This is a genomic window from Rheinheimera soli (genome assembly GCF_031457405.1).
GTDB classification, from domain to species: Bacteria; Pseudomonadota; Gammaproteobacteria; order Enterobacterales; family Alteromonadaceae; genus Pararheinheimera; species Pararheinheimera soli_A.
In genome coordinates this window covers 531,718-552,119 of sequence record NZ_JAVDWR010000001.1, presented here as the reverse complement: position 1 = coordinate 552,119, position 20,402 = coordinate 531,718, and the positions used below count along the sequence as shown (strand labels likewise).

The 20,402-nt window shown below is 46.9% G+C and carries 12 protein-coding genes and 1 riboswitch; of the genes, 9 read left to right on the top strand and 3 right to left on the bottom strand.

Going from position 1 to position 20,402, the window contains the following annotated elements:
• The first annotated feature begins 85 nt into the window (after positions 1-85).
• From mfd to J2W69_RS02445, 5 genes are all read left to right on the top strand, one after another.
• On the top strand, positions 86-3,595 hold the full coding sequence (gene mfd, locus J2W69_RS02465; protein WP_310274224.1) for a transcription-repair coupling factor: 3,510 nt from the start codon (positions 86-88) through the stop codon (positions 3,593-3,595).
• Positions 3,592-4,674 carry a CsiV family protein gene (locus J2W69_RS02460; RefSeq protein WP_310274222.1) on the top strand — a complete coding sequence of 361 codons (1,083 nt, stop codon included), beginning with the start codon at positions 3,592-3,594 and terminating at the stop codon, positions 4,672-4,674. Before mfd ends, J2W69_RS02460 begins: the two co-directional genes overlap by 4 nt.
• Before the next feature lie 27 nt (positions 4,675-4,701).
• Positions 4,702-4,953: a DUF3862 domain-containing protein gene (locus J2W69_RS02455; protein WP_310274220.1), complete on the top strand. Its 252-nt coding sequence runs from the start codon at positions 4,702-4,704 to the stop codon at positions 4,951-4,953.
• A gap of 64 nt (positions 4,954-5,017) precedes the next feature.
• Complete coding sequence (gene radD, locus J2W69_RS02450) at positions 5,018-6,760, top strand: DNA repair helicase RadD (RefSeq protein WP_310274218.1); 1,743 nt, start codon at positions 5,018-5,020, stop codon at positions 6,758-6,760.
• Between the two features lie 151 nt (positions 6,761-6,911).
• On the top strand, positions 6,912-7,754 hold the full coding sequence (locus J2W69_RS02445; protein ID WP_310274217.1) for an HDOD domain-containing protein: 843 nt from the start codon (positions 6,912-6,914) through the stop codon (positions 7,752-7,754).
• Between the two features lie 41 nt (positions 7,755-7,795).
• Here the strand turns inward: J2W69_RS02445 and lysC are convergent, their stop codons facing one another.
• Together lysC and nhaD are read right to left on the bottom strand one after the other, a co-directional pair.
• Positions 7,796-9,142: a lysine-sensitive aspartokinase 3 gene (gene lysC, locus J2W69_RS02440; protein WP_310274214.1), complete on the bottom strand. Its 1,347-nt coding sequence runs from the start codon at positions 9,140-9,142 to the stop codon at positions 7,796-7,798.
• 109 nt (positions 9,143-9,251) lie between these two features.
• Positions 9,252-9,425: riboswitch (Lysine riboswitch) on the bottom strand.
• A 174-nt stretch (positions 9,426-9,599) separates the two neighbouring features.
• Positions 9,600-10,847: a sodium:proton antiporter NhaD gene (nhaD, locus tag J2W69_RS02435; RefSeq protein WP_310274212.1), complete on the bottom strand. Its 1,248-nt coding sequence runs from the start codon at positions 10,845-10,847 to the stop codon at positions 9,600-9,602.
• Positions 10,848-11,056: 209 nt separating this feature from the next.
• Here nhaD and J2W69_RS02430 point away from each other — a divergent pair, with 209 nt between their 5' ends.
• The gene (locus J2W69_RS02430; RefSeq protein ID WP_310274210.1) at positions 11,057-11,443 is read left to right on the top strand and encodes an alpha-crystallin domain-containing protein; all 387 of its coding nucleotides are present in this window, start codon (positions 11,057-11,059) and stop codon (positions 11,441-11,443) included.
• A gap of 69 nt (positions 11,444-11,512) precedes the next feature.
• Here J2W69_RS02430 and J2W69_RS02425 read toward each other — a convergent pair whose 3' ends face one another.
• On the bottom strand, positions 11,513-13,228 hold the full coding sequence (locus tag J2W69_RS02425) for a dipeptidyl-peptidase 3 family protein (protein WP_310274208.1): 1,716 nt from the start codon (positions 13,226-13,228) through the stop codon (positions 11,513-11,515).
• A gap of 469 nt (positions 13,229-13,697) precedes the next feature.
• Here J2W69_RS02425 and J2W69_RS02420 point away from each other — a divergent pair, with 469 nt between their 5' ends.
• From J2W69_RS02420 to J2W69_RS02410, 3 genes are all read left to right on the top strand, one after another.
• Positions 13,698-15,878: a glycosyl hydrolase family 18 protein gene (locus J2W69_RS02420; protein ID WP_310274205.1), complete on the top strand. Its 2,181-nt coding sequence runs from the start codon at positions 13,698-13,700 to the stop codon at positions 15,876-15,878.
• A gap of 106 nt (positions 15,879-15,984) precedes the next feature.
• A complete protein-coding gene (locus J2W69_RS02415; protein ID WP_310274204.1) occupies positions 15,985-19,059 on the top strand; it encodes a chitinase C-terminal domain-containing protein in 3,075 nt (1,024 codons plus the stop codon).
• A 73-nt stretch (positions 19,060-19,132) separates the two neighbouring features.
• A complete protein-coding gene (locus tag J2W69_RS02410; protein WP_310274202.1) occupies positions 19,133-20,338 on the top strand; it encodes a lytic polysaccharide monooxygenase in 1,206 nt (401 codons plus the stop codon).
• The last annotated feature ends 64 nt before the right edge of the window (positions 20,339-20,402 follow it).

Sequence of the window (20,402 nt, the reverse complement as noted above, 5' to 3'; positions counted from 1 at the left end):
AAGCTGAACCCAAAACACTAAACCCAAACAACAAGACAGACCGTACAAAACACGGTCTTTTTATAACGAGTAAAGAATTTCCCTGATGATCCGCATTGAAGCATTACCAGCGCCCACCTCCAGCACCGATCAAAAACAATGGGGCCGCCTGTCCGGCGCTGCCTTGCCATGGGCCATTTATCAGCTGTATCAGCGCCAGAAAGGCCTTTATCTGGTTGTAGTGCCAGACACCACCACAGCCCTTCGCTTAGAGCAGGAACTGACGGTGTTTTTCCACGAAAACGCTGCTGACGTCTGGACTTTTCCAGACTGGGAAACTTTGCCTTATGATGTATTTTCACCGCATCAGGATATTATTTCTCAGCGCATAAAAACCCTGTACAGCTTGCCGCGTTTGCAACACGGCATAGTAATAGTGCCGCTGAATACGGCCTTGTTACGGTTAACTGACGCCAGCTATTTACAGCAATACAGCCTGGTATTAAAAAAAGGCCAACAGCTGGATTTAACAGCGCTACGGCAGCAATTGGCTGCAGTGGGTTACCGCGCCGTGGATCAGGTGATGGAGCATGGCGAATTTTCAGTGCGCGGCTCTTTGCTGGATTTATATCCTATGGGCAGTACCTTGCCTTATCGCATTGACTTTTTAGATGATGAAATTGACGGCATTCGCCTCTTTGACCCGGATAATCAGCGCACAGTGCAGCAAGTGAATGAAATTGAACTGCTGCCCGCCCACGAATTTCCGCAGGATAAAGCCGCGATAGAACGTTTTCGTATTCGTTATCGTGAGCGTTTTCCGGCACGCAGCGAAAAAGAATCGCTTTATATGCAGGTCAGTCAGGGCCTGATGCCTGCTGGTATCGAATATTATCTGCCACTCTTTGCTGAGCAATCTGCGCCTTTGTTTTCGATGCTCCCTAAACAAACAGTGATGCTGGCGGTCGGGGATTTAGAAGCTGCAGCTGAGCGATTCTGGCAGGACTTGCAACGTCGTTATCAGGACAGAGCAATAGATTTACTCAAGCCCATTTTAAAACCGCAGGAATTGTATTTAGCAGTCGATGAGTTTTTTGCTCAGTTAAAGCAATGGCCACGCTTACGTTTAAGCCGGGCTGAATTGCCAGAGCGTGCCGGACAATCTAATGCAGCAGTGGCTGATTTGCCGGAACTAACGGTCAATCATCAACTGAAAAACCCGCTGGAAAAGCTGCAACAATTTATTATTGAGATCAAAAAGCAACAAGGACGGGTGCTGTTTTTTGTCGAGTCTGAAGGCCGGCGTGAAAGCCTGTTGCAGCTGATGCAACGCAATCAAATTCGCTTACAGCAGTTTGCTTCGGTTGAAGAGTTTTTAACCGATCAGGTGGATTTAGGCATAGTCATAGGTTCATTGGAGCAAGGTTGTTTACTCCAATCAGGCTCTGGAAAAGCTAAACCCAAAGCTGGTGAAGAACCTTTAGCTTTAGTCAGCGAAAACGAGCTGTTTGGCCACAAAGTAACCCAACGCCGTAAACGTAAACACAGCCAGCAAATATCCGGCGATACCATAATCCGTAATCTGGCTGAGCTTTCTGTTGGCCAGCCTGTGGTGCATTTACAGCACGGTATAGGCCGTTATCAGGGCTTGCAGGTGCTGGATGCTGGTGGGATCAGTGCTGAGTTTGTCACCATTGAATACGCAGGTGCCAGCAAGTTGTATGTGCCTGTGTCTTCCTTGCATTTAATTAGCCGTTACACAGGTTCGGATCAGGACCATGCGCCGCTGCATAAACTCGGCAACGACACCTGGGAAAAAGCCCGGCGTAAAGCGGCAGAGAAAGTGCGGGATGTGGCAGCAGAACTACTGGATGTCTATGCACAGCGGGCCGCCCAGACAGGCTATGGCTTTAAACTTGAAGCCGATCAGTACGAGCTGTTTGCCGATGGTTTTCCTTATAAAGAAACAGTGGATCAACTCGACGCCATAGCTGCAGTACTAAAGGATATGCAAACCGAACGCGCCATGGACCGTCTGGTGTGTGGGGATGTAGGTTTTGGTAAAACAGAAGTGGCGATGCGGGCGGCTTTTGTTGCAGTCAATGACAATAAACAGGTCGCAGTTTTAGTGCCTACCACGCTTTTGGCACAGCAGCACTTTGAAAACTTTCGCGACCGTTTTGCCAACTGGCCGGTAAAAGTGGCGGTGTTGTCGCGTTTTATAAGTAGCAAAGAGCAAAAGCTGATACTGGAAGAAACCGAACAAGGCAAAGTGGATATCCTGATAGGCACCCACAAACTGCTGCAGGACGATATTCGTTTTAAAGATCTGGGCCTTTTGATTGTTGATGAAGAACACAGATTCGGCGTGCGGCAAAAAGATAAAATCAAAGCCCTGCGCGCCAATATAGATATTCTGACCTTAACAGCCACTCCTATTCCACGTACTTTGAATATGTCGATGTCGGGTATGCGTGATTTATCTATTATCGCTACTCCTCCGGCCAAACGTTTGCCGGTCAAAACCTTTGTGCGTGAACATGAAGAAGGCTTAATTCGTGAAGCTGTGCTTCGGGAAATATCCCGTGGCGGTCAGGTGTATTTTCTGCACAACGATGTGGCGACTATAGAAAAAGCAGCCGCTGATTTAGCCTTACTGTTGCCTGAAGCTTTAATTGGCATAGCTCATGGTCAGATGCGCGAACGGGATCTGGAAAACATCATGGCTGATTTTTATCATCAGCGTTTTAATCTGCTGCTGTGCTCGACTATTATCGAAACCGGTATAGATGTGCCCACAGCCAACACTATTATTATTAACAGAGCGGATAATTTTGGTCTGGCACAGCTGCACCAGTTGCGGGGCCGGGTTGGCCGTTCGCACCATCAGGCTTATGCTTATTTATTAACGCCACCGCCAAAACGTTTGACTAAAGACGCAGAAAAACGGCTGGAGGCGATTTCCGCTCTGGAAGATTTAGGAGCAGGTTTTGCTCTGGCCAGTCAGGATATGGAAATTCGCGGCGCAGGTGAGTTATTAGGTGACGAACAAAGTGGTCAGATTGAATCCGTAGGTTTTAGTTTGTATATGGAAATGCTGGAGCAAGCGGTTGAAGCCCTTAAGGCGGGTAAAGAGCCAAGTCTGGATGCACTGCTGACTCAACAAACCGAACTGGATATGAAGCTGCCTGCTCTGCTGCCGGATTCTTATATTCCTGATGTCAGCTTACGTTTATCCTTTTACAAACGTTTAGCTTCTTGTCGCGACGAACAGGAACTGGACGATGTACAGGTAGAACTGATTGACCGTTTTGGCTTATTGCCGGATGCCGCAAAAAACTTAGTCAAAATCACAGAGTTAAAAATGCAGGCGCAAGGGCTTGGAATTAAACGACTGGAAGCCAACAGCAAAGGTGGTGTGCTAGAATTCGCCGAACGGACTTCAGTGAACCCGTCTTACATTATTCAGCTGATCCAGACTCAGTCGAAAGTATTTAAATTGGAAGGCGGAAGTAAACTGAAATTTATCAAAGATTTACCTGATACCAATAGCAGATTCGCCTTCGTCAGCTTTATGCTGGATGACTTTGCTAAACATCAGACAGGAGCATCATGAAACATCTGCGTTTAACATCGCTGGGACTGGCTTTGGTTGGTTTATTCGCTTCAACCACTGCCTTGGCAAACAGCTGGTATGAAATTGAGCTGATTGCCTTTAGCCGAAGCACCAATAACAGTTTAAAAGAGCAGTTTGAAGCCCCTGTAGCGGCGCTTAAAACCAGCAATGCGATGGATTTGATGCGTCCTTTAGTGCAACCTGCTGTAGCTGATTTAATTAAAGCTATACCAGCTTGTACTCGCCCCGCTCAGGCAGGAGCCACTCTGTCAACTCCTGCTCCGGCACAGCCAGTTTCTGCCACTGTACAGCAGCAAATTCAGCAACTATTAACAGAACATCAGCAGAATAAACAGCCAGAACCTGTGGTGGCTGAAGCTCCGTTAGATGTGCAATTGGAACCAGAGCCTGCAGCAACTTCTTTATTTCAGCTGAATTTTCAGAATTGTCAGATGGAACAATGGGATATGGATGGTCAGTTAATAAGCAGGCCATTAAGTGCTGAAGAGTTGGCCTTGCAGTTACCTGCCCCAGCGCAAATTCCAGCTACCTTTACCGGGGATGGACTTGCCAGAGATACGGCTTACTTAGTAGGACCAAACGATTTACAACTGAAAAATCTGGCCTATCAGTTACAACGTGAAGCAGGCAAACAACTGTTGCTGCACACAGCCTGGCGTCAACCTCTGGTATCAGGCCGTAACAGCCGCAGCCATTGGTATGCTGGCTCTTACCATACGGATGAAAATACAGATGCAGGGCAAACTGTCGATTTAATGCAACAAGTGCAGCAACAACTGGCCGCAGTGCAACAAGGTCAGAGCAGCTTGCAACTTTGGTTCAGTCCGTGGCAATTTGACTCTTTAGTTCAGTTACGTTTAGGTCGCTTTATTCAGTTTGATGGCACTTTTTATCTGCGCCAGAGCGAAGATACAAAACAGCCGGCGCAACTTGCTATTAAACAAAGTGCCCGTTTAACTTTAGGCCAAATTCATTATCTGGATCATCCACGTTTAGGTGTGATTATTCAGGTGAAACGCTTTACACCGCCAGAGTCAGCTGTGGCGACAACACTTTAAACACTTAAATAACACAAGGAATCTGTTATGAAGAAAATCGTAGTTTTGTTAGCTGCGCTCACTCTGTTAGGAGCATGTAGCAAACTGACGCAAGACAATTATGATCAGGTGAAAGCTGGTATGACTTACGCCGAAGTGACCGATATTTTGGGCAAAGCGACTCATTGTGACGAAGCTGTGGGCACCAAAAGCTGCCGCTGGGGTGATGATGCGAAAAATATCAAAATCACCTTTTTAGCGGACCGCGCCACAGTATTCTCTAACCACGGTATTCAGTAATCACTGGTATTAACCCTTATCAAGGGGCGTTTTTATCGCCCCTTTTTCTGCGTAAAGCGTCCTGATGTTTCAACTTCGTTCTTATCAACACCAAGCTGTGCAGTCTGTTCTTGTGCATTTTCGCCAAAAACAGCATGCGGCTGTGCTGGTGTTGCCTACAGGTGCAGGGAAGAGCTTAGTCATCGCCGAACTGGCACGACTGGCGCGTGGCCGCGTGCTGGTATTGGCTCATGTCAAAGAGCTGGTGGAACAAAACCATGCTAAATACCAAAGTTATGGCTTAGAAGCCGCTATTTTTTCCGCCAGCTTAGGCCGCAAAGAAACTGCGGCCAAAGTGGTTTTTGCTTCAGTCCAGTCGGTCGCGCGCAACCTCGCTGAATTTACTGAGCAGTATAGTTTATTGGTGATAGACGAATGCCACAGGGTGGGCGATGATGAAGACAGCAGTTACTTAAAAGTCATTCGCGCATTGCAGGCACAAAACCCGGATCTAAAAGTATTGGGTTTAACAGCCACCCCCTACCGCTTAGGTTCAGGCTGGATTTATCAGTATCACAGTCGGGGTCTTATCCGCACTACTGAACCACGCTTTTTTACATACTGTATTTTTGATTTACCTATAAGGTTTTTATTGGGCGAAGGTTATTTAACACCTGCAGTACTGATGGATGCGCCAGTGCTGAGTTACGACTTTGCTGGTTTAAAACCAACAGCCAGTGGTTACTTTAAAGAAACCGATCTGGATTTGCGTATCAACCAGCAGCAACGTGCCACGCCCCAAATTATTCAACAAGTGATACAACAAGCCCAAAGTCGGCAGGGCGTGATGATTTTTGCCGCTACTACAGCCCATGCCCGTGAAATTTTGGGTTATTTACCGGCCTCTGAAACTGCATTGATTTTAGGCGACACCCCGCAAAAAGATCGGGATGCACTGATCAACAGCTTTAAGCATAAACAACTGAAGTATCTGGTGAATGTGGCCGTTTTAACTACAGGTTTTGATGCACCTCATATAGATTTAATCGCCATTTTGCGACCCACTGAATCTGTCACTTTGTATCAGCAAATTGTTGGCCGTGGCCTGCGCTTGAGTCCGGGAAAAACAGACTGTCTGGTATTAGATTACGCCGGAAACCGTTTTAATCTGGAGCAACCTGATATAGGTGAATTGAGGCCGGCCCCTGGTACTGAACTGGTGACTGTGCCCTGCCCGCTCTGTGGTTTTTTTAATAACTTCTGGGGCAAAACCGATGACAGAGGTGTAGTGTTGGAGCACTATGGTCGTCGCTGTCAGGGCTACAAAGAGGATGAACAAAAAAAGCCTCAAGCCTGTGGCTACCGTTTTAAAGCCAAGTTTTGCCCGGACTGTGGTGCTGAAAATGATATTGCCGCACGCCACTGTGGTGATTGTGGTTTAGTCTTGGTCGACCCGGATAAGAAGCTCAAAGAAGCCTTAAGTTTAAAAGATGCGCTCGTGCTTTATGTCACACGAATGCAACTGCAAAGTCATCAGAGTAAAGAAGGGAAAAGCTCACTCAAAGTCAGCTATTTTTCCGCCGACGGCGCAGAAATAGCCGAATACTGGAGTTTGCAAACCAAAGCACAAAAACAAAAGTTCTTAAGCTTATTTGTGCCCCCTCATCTGGTCGACAGACACAGGGCATTTAGTGAAGCGACCGTCAGCAAAGTGTTGCAACAAGCGCACAGATTTCAGCCCCCTGCAGCCATCATAGCCCGCAAGGACGGTCGTTTTTGGCAAATTCGTGACAAACTGTTTCAAATTCAGGATAAAGAAACAAACTAATTCCCCAGATCTGGACAAAATGAAAAATTCTTTTGTTTTGCTACTGGGCAAAGCCAACAGAATTCGTTAATAATCGGAGTGTCCGTCTCTGGTCTGATAGCAAGACTGCACACAAAGCCAGTTCTCCTTTTTTGTCACAAGGTTACAGTTTATGTCAAACGAAAACGCATTATTAAGTTTGCTGGTCGAAAGAATTCAAAACGATACCTTGGTGCTGCCAAGTCTTCCCGAAATTGCTCTACGGATCCGCAGAATGGCGGAAGACCCAAATGTAAATTTAAACCAGATGGCAGATATTATTTCTCACGATCCAGCCATGTCGGCCCGTATGATGAAAATTGCCAACAGTGCCTTTTTAGGCCGTTCAGTACCCGTCAGTTCTTTACAACAGGCTGTTACCCGCATTGGCCTGCGTTATATCAAAAACATTGCGACAGCCATGGCACTGGAGCAGTTGTTTGTCTCTCATTCCAGCCTGATTAAAGACATGATGGGCAAAGTTTGGCAGGACACACTGGAGGTAGCGGCTGTTGCTTTGGCTACCATGCAGTTATACAACAGCAAATTGAAATCCAGCCCTGTTAACTTTGATACCATGACACTGGCAGGCTTAATTCATAATATAGGGGCTCTCCCTATTCTGACGGAGGCGGAAAAACATCTGGAGCAATTTGGAGATAAAGACTTTATTACTGGCTGCATTACCGATCTGGCAGGCGGTATAGGTGGCAGTATTTTACGTAAATGGGAATTTCCGGATGAGCTGATCGAAGTAGCTGAACTGTGGAATACCAGATTGCCTCATATGGATAAAGTAAATTACCTGGATTTTATTCGTATTGCCACTATTCAAAAAGGGTTTGCCAAAGACAAAACCGAAGCTCGTATTGCGCTAAAACCTTTTGCGGACAGAGGGTTAATTACCGATGTTAATTTCAGCCACAGCCCTGAGTTTGTCGCGCTTTATCAGGATATGAAACAGCTGTTTGTCTGATTGAAGCTGGTGTCAGAGCCCGAAGCTCTGACACCAGTTTTTTAGTTAAACAACTTCTGATGTAACTCTTTTACCACAGCTGCAGCTGAAGCATCCTGAACTAAAAAGCACAGGTTGTGACGGGAGGCGCCGTGGCATATCAGCCGCATATTGATTTGTTCCAGGGCACTGAACAGCTCGCCTGTGACCCCTTTGGCACTGTGCAGATGATTACCTATCACCGCGACCAGACTCAAGCCCTGCTCCACTGATACTTCACAGAAACTTTTTAGTTCTTCAAGTGCAGGTTCAATCGCAGAACCAAAAGCACTGCCCGCAGATTCGTCTAAAGTTAACGCCACGGAGATTTCCGATGTCGTGACTAAATCAACCGAAATCTGATGACGGCTCAGAATATCAAACACCCTGGCTAAAAAGCCTGCGGCATGCAACATTTCCGGGCTTTTTACTGTGATCAGTGTCTGAGATTTACGCAGCGCTATAGCACGGTACGCAGGTTTATGTTCGACAGTTTTAGCAATCCAGGTACCGCCCGCTTCGGGTTCGCGGCTTGAACCGACAAATACTTTGATATTACGGCGCATGGCCGGAATTAAGGTTGCAGGGTGTAACACCTTAGCGCCAAAAGTGGCCATTTCAGCCGCTTCATCAAAGCTGATTTCATTGATACAACGGGCCTCTGACGTTAAACGTGGATCTGTGGTAAATATGCCCACTACATCAGTCCAGATTTGCACAGTGGCAGCGTTTAAAGCTTCACCCAATAAAGCCGCGCTGTAGTCTGAACCACCCCGGCCTAATGTGGTGGTTTGCCCGGCTTCATCGGCACCAATAAACCCCTGAGTGACCACAATGTTTTCACGCAGCAAAGGCAATAAATGAGTTGGAGCCAAATCAGCAATCACATTGATTTGGGGTTCGCCTTTACCAAAACGGCTGTCGGTGCGAAGCACGCGGCGAACATCAAAACACTGGGCTGCAGCGCCTCGTTCCACTAAAACCTGAGTAAATAACACTGAACTTAAGCGTTCACCAAAAGACTGGATCAAATCTTTATCAGCGCCGGAATACACAGCTCCACCGGTTTCAATCAGGTTGCGTAAATCAGCAAGCAAGCTGTTGATTTGAGCGGCCACAGTTTCAGGCTGCTGCAACGCATTTAATACAGCCAGCGTAATACGCTCTATGCCTTCAAATGAGCTGTAACGGGCCTGTACTTCGGTTTGTTTAGTGATATCGACCAATAAATTGGTCACGCCCGAACTGGCACTGACAGCCACCAGACGGATAGCAGGATCGGCTAACACAATATCAGCACAACGTGACATAGCCTGAAAATCGGCCACTGAAGTTCCGCCAAATTTGGCGACAATAAGTTGATTAGACATTCGAGTCTCTCCTTATCAATAAGTCATAAGGCAGAGCATGGCATTTGCAGGCAGTAAATAAAGCTGTAGTGCAGGCATGATGCTGCATACAACTGATCACGGACACACAAAGGCCAGAAGCTCTCCACCACAAAAAACAGGTGACAGTCGTAAGGATTCAGCCTTAGCAACCGGACGCACAGCAGCTACAGCTGTTAGTCCTCGGCGTTAATCCCCCTCAAACATCCTGCGGCTTGTAGCGGCCTGAGATGTTCTACCTGGTTAACGCTCCTCTTCTGGTCTATACCCGTCGTTCTTGAATACGGGCGGGGGTAAACCCCGCCCCTACGTTCCAATCGGGGTATATCACAATCACGTATGATTGACGGCGCTGAGCTTAAGTGACTTTTTTACAAAAGGCAACAGCCGTTTAGCCGTCTTTTTAGAAAAACTGTAATTTAGTTACAGTTTTTCATCCTTAACCCAAAGCAAACTGACCAATAAAATACACGCCAACATAACCCAGGCTATAACAGCCCAGCAGATAACCAGCCATCTTAAAGTATGTTACAAAGGTCAGCTCTTTGACTTTACTCATTGCAATAATACCGGCCGCTGAACCTATGATCAGAATTGAACCACCTACACCTGTAGCGTAAGTTAAGGTCAGCCACTCTGCAGTTGTCATAGTTAAATCGGCTTTTAATAACGCAGCAGTTAAAGGTACGTTATCAATTAACGCTGATGCTATACCCATCAGATAGTTTGCTTGAGAAGGCTGCAGATACTGATACAACATAGTGAAATTGTCGAGGAATCCTATTTCTTTTAAGATGCCAACCAATAACAACACACCTAAGAAAAACAACAAAGTATCAAATTCTACTTCGCGAATATAATGCAAAATACTGACTCCTGTTTTCTTGCGCATCAGGTACTGTGCGGCTAAAAACATCACCCCTAAACCAAAGAGAAAAGTCAGCACTGGCGGGATTTGGAACAGAATATTAAACAGCAGGGTGCAGCCTATTGTTGTTGCAAATATACCAGCAATAACCACATCTTCTTTTTCGATGGGCTTTTTTGACTTTTCCAGCACGATACGGCCTTTCATTTTCCTTGACAGTAAAATTGCAAGCACAGCAACAGCAAATAAAGAAGGCAGGATCAACAGCAGCAAGTGCGTGATACTGACTTTTCCGGCAAGAAAAATCATCAGTGTGGTCACATCACCAGTGATCAGGGAAACACCGCCACTATTGACAGCAAAAATAATTAAAGTGGCATACTGAATGCGTTTTTTTACGTCCAGCTTAATACTGCTAATCACCGCAATGGATACTAAAGTCGCGGTGACGTTATCCGCAAAAGATGAAAACAAAAAAGCGAAAACAGCAATGATAAACATCAGCCTCCGTTCAGATAGTTCATCGGGCAATACACGCTGAACTATCTGAGAAATAAAACCTTTGCTGTTCAGATAAGCGACAAAAGTCATAGTTGACATCAAAAACAACCACAAAGTGGCGATTTCTAATAAGTTATGATTCAATTGCTCAGTAATTTCGGCACTTGTAGCGCCGTGCATTGGAAAAATAAAAGCGAGGATCCAGCAAAGAGTACCGAAAAAAAGTGTCGTTTTTGCTTTGTTTACGTGGATGATATCCTCAATAACGATCATCACAAAGGCTATTGCCACCAGAGCCAAAATTACTGCGCTTACCATGATGTAGTACCAGCTTTATTGTTGTGGAAAAGGAAGGAATTTGCGGGGCGTCATTCTACCAGCCCGAACAAGATGCCACTACCCTACCAAAGTCACATTTGTGAGATATTTATGAAAAGCATGAAAAGAAAGGACAGATGATAGGCCACGTAAAATTATTGATTGCTTAGATGAGCACAGGACTGTCATTGAGCTGTTGGTCGGGCAAAATGCCAGTAGCAACGAGCGTAGTACAGGCTGCGAAGGACTATTTAATTCAGGCTGTCAGTGAAAAAGGTGGTTTAACTTTATCCGACCTATTCGATATCCGCTTTAAAGTAGTAAACCGGGCCGGAGAAATCGAGTTCTTCGACAAAATTGACTCAGCAGGCTCCAACGGTACCCGTATTAGCATTAAGTTATTGTGCGGTATGTTGTTTATCCGCCAGTTATTATCTGAGCACGAACGCGGTAAATACCGTATTTCAATTTACATCGACGAAGCAGGCGATATTGATCCGCATAACCAGCATGCAGCGCGCAAAACCGGGTCGATGAAAAAGACTGGATTTTATCTGAAAAAATCCCGGTTGCTGGTGAAGCTGAAGAGCCGCTAGTGACTGAAACAGAGCCAGCTTAATCGACGGACTAAAGGGATCAGAGCTAAAACTCTGATCCCTGCCTATTTACAACCCCAATACAGCTTTACCCTGATTAAAGATAATATCCACCGGAATATTAGCGCTGGTTAAACGGGCTAAATCATCCGCCAGTTGAGCTTTGATCACACCTTTGTCGGCCATTAATGACGCCACACCTTCGTAGTTACCGTCTCCCTGCAACGTCAGGATCAGTTGGGATAACGAGGTCATGGCTTGTTTCATTTTGACGTAATCGACCTGATAGGTGCCATCGTCGTTACGGACAAAAGCGCCCTGCTCAGCAAAATAGTTAAAACACACCATATTGGCTTTGCCGTGTGCACTTGAAGCACCAAAACGTACTGAGCGGAAAATGCCAGCCATAAAGGTGGTGTAAAAATCTTCCATTTTGGCATCAGGCAACAAACCCTGCTCTGACAACTGGGAAATCATATACAAACCTAAAATATCGGCTTTGCCTTCTTCCAGTCCGCCTGCAAACTCTTTTAAGCTCTGACGCACTGTGCCCTTGTCATTGATGGTGTTTTTAATACCTAAACCATGCGCCACTTCGTGAAACATCACATTATTAAAAAATGCATCAAAAGTGATGTGCTGGCGCTGTGACGGTGCTATCAGTACATCAGCTATGGGCAACATAATGTGCTCAAACTTGGCCTGCATCGCATTTTTTAACTGTAAACGTCTGGTGCCTTTTTCCAGCTGCACCTGCTCGTCGTTTGGCAGGTTGATGGCTATGGTTTTACCACCTGAGTTGGAGTGACCCGCGTAATAAATCACATCATAGGCATTTAGATCAGCATCTGAACCAGGGCTTTCAGTTTTATATTGCTCTGGCACTGGCAGACCTTTTTGCAGCGCAGGCAAGGTGGCAGCGTATTTGGCCAGGCGCTCACTCCAGGCTAAATCTTTTAGCAACACATAAGATTCAAAAGCAGCACGGTAGCCAAACAGCTGATCTTCATAAGTTTCAATAGGACCTATTACCAGATCAACAGGGTTGGTTTTCATTGCCATCCAGGCAAAATCTGACGGCTGGTAATTGTCGGTTAAAAAGGCTTCAGCACGCATGGTCAGATAATTGGCAAAGTCTTTATCTTCCGATAAAGCCGCAGCTTCTTTTAATAAAGCGGCAGCTGCTGTCAGTTCCGTTTTGTAGAGCTGCGAATAAGGTACTGCCACTAACTTACCGTCTTTGTCACGCTGTACCATTGAGTACAGGCCCGCTTTATCGGCAAAATCAGCTTGTTCAAACTCTTCTTTGGTCATATCAGATGGGTAAAATTGCGCGCCCAAAGGCTTAGCCGGATAATCTGTTAAAAAAGCCTGATTACCTTGTAATCTGTCCCATGGGCCATAGTTTACATCGGCAAAAGCTTTGACTTTAGCATCGTTGATTTTACCCAAAAAGCTTGTTTTATCTTCGGAAAAAGCTTGTTTCCAAAACAACTGGTCCATAATTTCTGAGGCATCAATCAATTTGGCCAGCATCTGTTTATGTTGTGCTGATACAGCAGACAGATCAGCAGTCAAATCCACAGTACGGTAGATATCTAAACGTTTTTCAAAACCAGGCACCAATAAACTGGCAGTGCTTTCGGATATTGAGGCTACAGGGTGTTCAGCCACTGCAGTTGTCTTTTGTGGTTCTGTTTGTGCAGCCTCTTCAGCAGGTTTACAGGCGGTCAACGCCAAAGCGCCACCAAGGCTTAATGCCAGCATAATTTTGTTGGGGTGCATCCTCTTATTCCTTCTGTTTTTTAGTGTTGTGTTGGTTCTGTTTTGGACCTGTCTGGCCTGAGATCTGACTCTTTTTAACCCGCACTATCATACTCCAGACTGAGTCAGCTTTGTGCCGCAGCCTCATAGTTTTTGGTAAAAAACGATGTGGCTGTGCAAAACATCTATCGACAAAATTTCCTGTAAAACCTCCAAAAAGATAAAAACGACAAAATTATTGTCTATCGCTGTCATTAAAATGGATAAAAAACTTATATTTTTTATCCTTGCTTTTCATAATGATAAGTAGATATAACCAAATTATCACAAATTTATCATCAAAGAGAAATGATCATTAATTGACAGCGGTGTCATTTGAGCTAGTTTTTAATGCGCTGGTAACGCACTGGGAGAAGGATGGTCCGTGGTCAGTGTCTGCATCGGCATACACAAGCAAATTATTGCTATAAACAAAAAGACCGGAGAAACCATGTTAACGACCTTCATTCAGCATCCTGCAAAGGCCGGGGCACAGCAGCTCAACACCAGATTACTTCAACCTTTGACTTTTGCAGCGGCTGCAGCCCTGCTTTGCAGCACGCAGCTTATAGCAGCACCCGCAGCCCCTGCAAAACCACAACTGGCATGGCAAGAAAGCAATGTAAGCCTGGTTAATGGACAAATTAGTATTCCCATTCAATGGGATATGTGGTGGGGCACCAACGGTAATCAATGGATCCTCAGCCAAAATGGCGTGCAAATTCACAGTGCAGCCCTGACTAAAAACGGACAGAACGCCCAAAATGGCAGTTTTGCTGTGCCCGTCTCAGCCGCAGGCAGCTACGAGTATATTGTTCAGCTCTGTAACCTTGAAGGCAGCGAACAAAGTTGTACCAGCAGTGACGCGCGGCTAATCCAGGTAGCTGCCGGTTCAGGCGGTGATACCGGAGGCGGTGGTGATACCGGAGGCGGCGGTGATACCGGAGGTGGTGGTGATACAGGTTCAATCCCGGCTCCGGCCAAACCTTCCCTGAACTGGCAGGAAACCAGCCTGAGTTTAAGCAACGGTCAGGTCAGTATTCCTATTAGTTGGAGTATGTGGTGGGGAACCAACGGCAATGAGTGGAATTTATTGCAAAACGGCACTCAGATTTACAGCGCCAGCCTGACGCCCAACGGAAGCAACGCGCAAAGTGGCAGTACTTCAAGCACAGTCACAACAGCAGGAACTTATAACTTTGTCGTGCAGTTGTGTAACGTGCAAGGCACAGTAAAAAATTGCACCAACAGTGACAGCAGAGCCATCAGCGTCAGCGGCGGTAATGCAGGTGGTGGTGATACAGGTGGTGGTAACGATGGTTTTGATCCCTGGACAGATATCAATGTTGGCGCCTACCCTCAGCCTTTAAAACAAAACAATGTAGCGCACAGCAACAGCACAGGAAAAATGGTCGGAGGTTATTTTGTTGAATGGGGCATTTATGGCCGCAATTACCATGTTGCTGATATTCCAGCCAAAAACCTGACCCACCTGTTTTATGGTTTTATTCCGGTTTGTGGCCCCAATAGCTCATTGAATGATGCCAATCCACAAGGGTACAGCGCGTTAATGGCGCAATGTGCCGGAAAACCGGATTACACAGTGGTGGTGCATGACAAGTTCGCTGCTTTAGAAAAATCCTACCCGGGTGACACCTGGGATCAGCCGATACGCGGTATTTTTGCCGAGCTGTACCGTCTGAAAAAAACACATCCAAATCTGAAAATCTTACCTTCAGTGGGTGGCTGGACCTTGTCTGATCCGCTGTACACCATAGGAGTGAATGCTCAGGCCCGCGCCACTTTTGTGGAGTCCATTGTCGATATGATCCAAACCTACGACTTCTTTGATGGCGTGGATATCGACTGGGAGTTCCCTGGCGGCGGTGGTGCCCACCCGACGCTTGGTTCTCCTCAGGACGGTGCAGGTTTTGCGTTGTTGATGCGTGATTTACGTCTGGCGCTGGATGCGTTAAGTGTGGAAACAGGCCGTACTTATGAGCTTACAGCAGCCATGAGTGGTGGTGTACAAAAACTGCAACTGGTCGACTGGGAAGCAGCCCACCCATACATGGATTACATCAACCTGATGACCTACGACTATTACGGTGCCTGGAACGGTGTGTTAGGCCATCAGGCGACTTTATACCCCAATCCAAACTCTCCATTGCCAGGTTTTAGTGCTGACGAAGCAGTGCAGCATTTGCTGTCACGTCAGGTACCAGCAGGCAAAATCACCTTAGGAGCAGCTATGTATGGCCGTGGCTGGAAAAATGTCAGTAACGTCAGCGGTAACAATCCGTTTACCGGCACTGGCGGTGCTGGCATCAGCGGTAGCTGGGAAGCGGGTATTGAAGACTATAAAAAAATCGAAGCCGACTATATGGGTGGCGTCAATGGCACCGGAGCCAATGGCTTTAGTCTGCTGTGGGACGACACGGCCAAAGCCAGCTATGTCTGGAATTCCGCTGTAGGTACTTTAATCAGCTTCGACACTAAACGTTCTGTGCAAGCCAAAGGCAACTATGTGCTGCAGCACCAACTAGGCGGCATTTTTGCCTGGGAACTGGATGCAGACAACGGCCATATCCTCAACGCTATGCATGAAGGTTTAGGTCATCCGGCGCAATAACGTCAAAGCAACAGCGGGTCTGTCTTTTCCAGAGTCAGAACCCGCTGTTTTTTTACAGTAGCTTTTTACAACAGCACTAGCCACAACTCAAAATAAGAGAATCATTATGCAACAGGTACAAAAACTTTATCTGTGTGGGCTACTCAGCCTGAGCAGTTTCAGTAGTCTTGCACTCGACTGCGCGCCCCTGGCTTCATGGGACGCCGGCGGCACTTATGTCACCAATAATCAGGTGAAACATCAAAACAAAGCTTACAAAGCCAACTGGTGGAACCAAAACCGAGATCCGGCTTTGTATTCAAACCCTTACCAGGAATGGAGCTTACTCGGCAATTGCGATGGCGCGACCGAAAATCAGTTGCCTGTTGCAAGTATCACCAGCCCTGCTGCCAATACCAGCTTTAGCGCCGGTACTGTGATTAGCTTCAGTGCCAATGCGACAGATCCGGATGGCAGTATCAGCAAAGTCGATTTTTACCTGAATAATCAGTTGCTAAGTTCAGACAGCAGCAGCCCTTATCAGGCGCCATGGACTGCTGTAGCCGGTAACCATCAGCTTTATGCAGTGGCTTTTGATAATGAAAATGCCAGCACTCAAAGCAGCACTATTGCTTTTAGCGTGACCAGCGCACCTGGCAATCAACCGCCACAAGTCAGCCTCTCCTCTCCTGCCAATAACAGCCAGTACAGAACAGGCGAAACTATCTTAATCAGTGCCTCTGCCAGTGATAGCGATGGTACTGTGGCCAAAGTGCAGTTTTATCTCGGCACCAGCTTGTTGGCAGAACAAACCGCAGCTCCTTATACCACCAGTTGGACAGCAGTTGCGGGTCAGCAGCAACTCAGAGTGGTGGCAACAGACAACCTGGGTGCAAGCAGCGAAGTTTCAGTTTTGGTCAATGTGACAGATGAGCAAAGTGGTCATGCCGCTTGTCGTCCTGATGGTTTGTATGCCACGCCTGATCTGGATATACCTTATTGCACAGTGTACGACAGCAATGGTCGTGAGCTGATGGGCGCCGATCATAAACGCCGTATCATTGGTTACTTCACCAGCTGGCGCAATGGCGCTAATGGCCAACCTACTTATTTGGTGCCCAATATACCGTGGAGTAAAATCAGTCACATTAACTATGCCTTTGCCCATGTCAATGCCAGCAATCAGGTGGGCATAGGCAATACCCAAAGTGCAGCCAATGCAGCCACAGGTATGGAATGGCCTGGTGTGACAGGGGCAGAAATGGACCCGGAGTTTAACTACAAAGGTCACTTTAACTTGCTGAATAAATACAAAAAACAGTACCCGCATGTCAAAACACTGATCTCCATCGGTGGCTGGGCTGAAACAGGTGGTTTCTTTAATGATGCTGGTGAACGTATTGCCAGTGGTGGCTTCTACAGCATGACCACCAATGCGGACAACAGCATTAACTACAACGGCATCAATACCTTTGCCGACTCTGTCGTCAGTTTCCTGCGCACTTATGGTTTTGATGGGGCCGATATCGACTACGAGTACCCTTCTACCATGAAAGACTCAGGCAATCCGGATGATTTCACCATAGCCAATGCCCGCCGTGGCGGCTTGATGGCTTCTTATGTGGTATTGATGAAAACCTTAAGAGAAAAACTGGATGCGGCTTCAGTAGCGGATGGCAAACATTATCTGCTGACCATAGCCTCGCCTTCGTCCGGTTATCTGCTGCGTGGCATGGAAGCTTTTCCTGTCACTCAGTATCTGGATTACGTCAACATTATGACCTACGACCTGCACGGCGCATGGAATCAGTATGTTGGGCCTAATGCAGCCTTGTTTGATGATGGACAAGACAACGAGCTGGCGACCTGGAACTACTACAATTCGGCGCAGTACCAAAACATCGGCTACTTAAATACCGACTGGGCTTACCACTATTTCCGTGGCGCTATGCAAGCGGGCCGGATCAATATTGGTGTGCCTTATTACAGTCGCGGCTGGAATAATGTCACAGGCGGGACCCATGGTTTATGGGGTAAAGCACCTTTGCCTAACCAGAATCAGTGTCCGGCAGGTACGGGCGGATCAGCACAAAACCAATGTGGCAGCGGTGCTGTAGGCATAGACAACCTCTGGCATGATTTGGGCAAAGATGGCAATGAAATGCCTGCTGGCTCCAACCCACTCTGGCATACCAAAAACCTGCAGGCTGGTATCTTAGGCAGCTACGCTAGTATTTATGGCCTGGACCCTGTAAATCAGCCAAAAGATCAACTGATTGGCACTTATCAGCACCATTATGACAGCACGCTGGTTGCACCATGGCTTTGGAACAATACCAAAAAAGTCTTTTTGTCGATTGAAGATGAAACCAGTATTGCCGCCAAAGCCGATTACATTATCGAACGCGGTATAGGTGGTGTGATGTTTTGGGAGCTGGCGGGTGATTACAGCTACAACAGCAGCACAGGTGAATATGGTTTTGGTGATGATTTAACCAGTATCTTCTACAACAAGTTTAAAACAGCCTCTTTGTACGGCAATCAGCGTGACCCACGGCCTTTACCTGCCAGCAGTCTGGATCTGAAAGTCAGTCTGGGTGGTTTTAAATTAGGTGATTCAAACTACCCACTGAATCCTAAACTGACTTTGGTGAATAACAGCGGTCAAACCTTACCTGGAGGCACAAAAATCAGCTTTGATGTGCCCACAGCTACTGGCAATAACGTGACGGATCAAAGCGGTTTAGGTACTACTGTTATTGAAAATGGTTCCAACAGCTCAGGCAACAACATTGGCGGTCTGGACAATGATTTCCACAGAGTGGAATTCACCCTGCCGGGCCACAGCCCTTTAGCTGCTGGCGCCACTTTGGAGATGACACTGAACTACTACCTGCCTATCCCTATGCCGTCGAACTGGCGTGTCACTGTAGGTACAGAGTCTTTTGCGCTGAAACAGGACTACCCACAATTACCAGCAGGCACCATCAGTGGTGGCTCTGGCGGTGATGGTGGTAATAACGGAGGCAGTTGCGCTGGCGTGCCTGCCACAGTAGTGACTTACCCGGCATGGCCTCAAGGCAATCATGCTGCAGGTGGGAACTACATTCGTTATCAGAACCTGATTTACAAAGCCAACTGGTGGACCAACTCAGTACCAGGCTCAGACAGCAGCTGGACCCTGATCTGCACCGCTTCTTAAGCTTGCACCAAAGCGAATTTCTTTAGCCTTCGCAGCGCCGGATTGACTCCGGCGCCTTTTAAGGAGATCTGTTATGAAAAAATCACAACTCTTCACCGGAACTTTGAGCTTACTTGCCCTGCTCTGTTCTTTTCACAGTCAGGCCCATGGGTATGTCGAATACCCCAAAGCCCGACAGCAAATTTGTAAAGAAGATGGCGGTTACTGGTGGCCTGCTGACGGCTCTGGCATACCCAACCTCGCCTGTCGTGCCGCTTTTGTGCAATCCGGCGAATACCCTCTGAGCCAGCACCACGAATTCTCCAGCAATGTAGCCAACTATCAGGATATCAACGCAGTAAAAGCCAAACTGACCACAGGCTTGCTTTGTGCTGGTGGCGATGCCCGCAAAGCCGGTATGGATGCACCTTCAGCGCATTGGCACTACAGCACTATTGATCTAAGCCAGCAAAACAGCCTGCAACTGAAATTTAAAGCCACAACTCCACATAACCCCAGCTACTGGCAAGTGTATTTATCCAGCGCCGATTATGATCCGGCCACAGAACTTTTAAGCTGGGATAAATTACAGTTAATTCATCAGCAAGCGGATATCACAGCACAAGCGGGCTATTATCTGCTGAACATCAGTTTGCCTGCTGATCGTCAGGGCAAAGCAGTACTTTATACCCGCTGGCAAAGAGAAGACGCAGCCGGAGAAGGCTTTTATAACTGCTCAGATGTGTTGCTGGTTAATAGCAACACAGACCCGGATCCAGAACCTGTCTGGTTTGATAAAGGAGCCTATTTAACTTCAGGGCAGACAGGCTCTGCAGGTGAAACTGCGGTAGTGCGTGTATTTGACAGCTCAGGTCAGGAACTGATGGAGCAAAGTCTGTTGATCACAGAAACTGCTGTAATCAATCAGCAATGGGCGTTAGATTTAGCGAACCTGATCAATACTCAGCACAGCGCTTTGCTGCAGATTGGTTTGCAACAAAATGCCCTGATCACAGTGCAGCCAAACGCCAGTCAAAACCGCTTTTATCTGAGTAATAACACTCACTTTGTGAATCTGGATTTAAAGCCAGCAGAAGTTACAACACCGGGCTGTGCTGGTCTGGATCCAGCTCAGATTTTTGCCTACCCCAACTGGCCGCAAAAAGACTGGAGCGGTCAGCCCAGCCATGCCAGTCAAGGCGATTATCTGTCCTATCAGAATAAAGTCTATCGCGCCAACTGGTGGACTCAGTCCATACCAGGCTCAGACAGCAGCTGGACTTTGATTTGTTCAATGTAAGCAGTATAAAACAAAGCCTGATCTGGCGGATTGGGCTTTGAGCTTATTCTGGATAAAACTCTTT